The organism is Vibrio sp. 1557 (assembly GCF_033340175.1).
GTDB lineage: Bacteria > Pseudomonadota > Gammaproteobacteria > Enterobacterales > Vibrionaceae > Vibrio > Vibrio alginolyticus.
On the sequence record NZ_JAWOVZ010000220.1, the window covers coordinates 1 to 1,162 of the forward strand.

The following is a 1,162-nucleotide window of genomic DNA, read 5'->3' on the forward strand; positions in this document are numbered from 1 at the left end:
GCTCAGCCAAGTCTTTCGCTTTGCTTTCCCATTGTAGTGGGTCAACGTACGTGTCGCGAGGGTCTAGAATGCTTGGATCCACACCTGGTAGTGAAGTCGGTACTTCAAGGTTGAAGATTGGGATGTGCTTAGTTGGCGCATCTTCAATCGAGCCATCTAGGATCGCATCAATGATGCCGCGCGTATCTTGGATAGAGATACGTTTACCTGTGCCGTTCCAGCCGGTGTTCACTAGGTATGCTTCTGCACCTGCGGCTTCCATACGTTTTACCAGTACTTCTGCGTATTTAGTTGGGTGAAGCGTTAGGAACGCTGCGCCAAAACATGCAGAGAATGTTGGTGTTGGCTCAGTAATGCCTCGCTCTGTGCCAGCCAGTTTTGCAGTAAAGCCAGATAGGAAGTGGTATTTGGTTTGCTCTGGAGTCAACTTAGACACTGGAGGTAGCACGCCAAATGCGTCTGCCGATAGGAAGATCACTTTGTTTGCGTGACCGCCTTTTGATACTGGCTTAACGATGTTTTCGATGTGGTAGATAGGGTAAGAAACACGTGTGTTTTCTGTCTTAGAGCCGTCATCAAAATCGATAGAGCCGTCGCTACGAACCGTTACGTTTTCTAGCAGCGCATCGCGGCGGATCGCGTTGTAGATGTCTGGCTCCGCTTCTTTCGATAGCTTGATGGTTTTTGCGTAACAACCGCCTTCGAAGTTGAAGACACCATCGTCATCCCAGCCGTGCTCATCATCACCAATTAGAGCGCGTTTAGGGTCGGTAGAGAGTGTTGTTTTACCTGTACCAGATAGGCCGAAGAATACTGCTACGTCGCCGTCTTTGCCCATGTTGGCACTACAGTGCATCGATGCGATGTCTTTCAGAGGAAGGAAGTAGTTCATCATGGCGAACATACCTTTCTTCATCTCGCCGCCGTACCACGTACCACCGATCAGTTGTGTACGCTCAGTAAGGTTGAAGACCGTGAAGTTTTCAGAGTTCAGACCTTGCTCTTCCCATTTCGGGTTGGTGCATTTCGCGCCGTTCATTACTACGAAGTCAGGTTCAAACGTTGCAAGTTCTTCTTCGGTAGGACGAATGAACATATTTTTTACGAAGTGTGCTTGCCATGCTACTTCTGTGATCACACGAATGCTCAAGCGAGTATCTGG

Annotated in this window: 1 protein-coding gene; it reads right to left on the reverse strand. The window is 48.9% G+C overall.

Annotated features, from left to right (window positions below):
* Positions 1-1,162: phosphoenolpyruvate carboxykinase (ATP) (pckA, locus tag R7070_RS26025; protein ID WP_318141491.1), on the reverse strand; the 1,162-nt coding region annotated here is incomplete at both ends.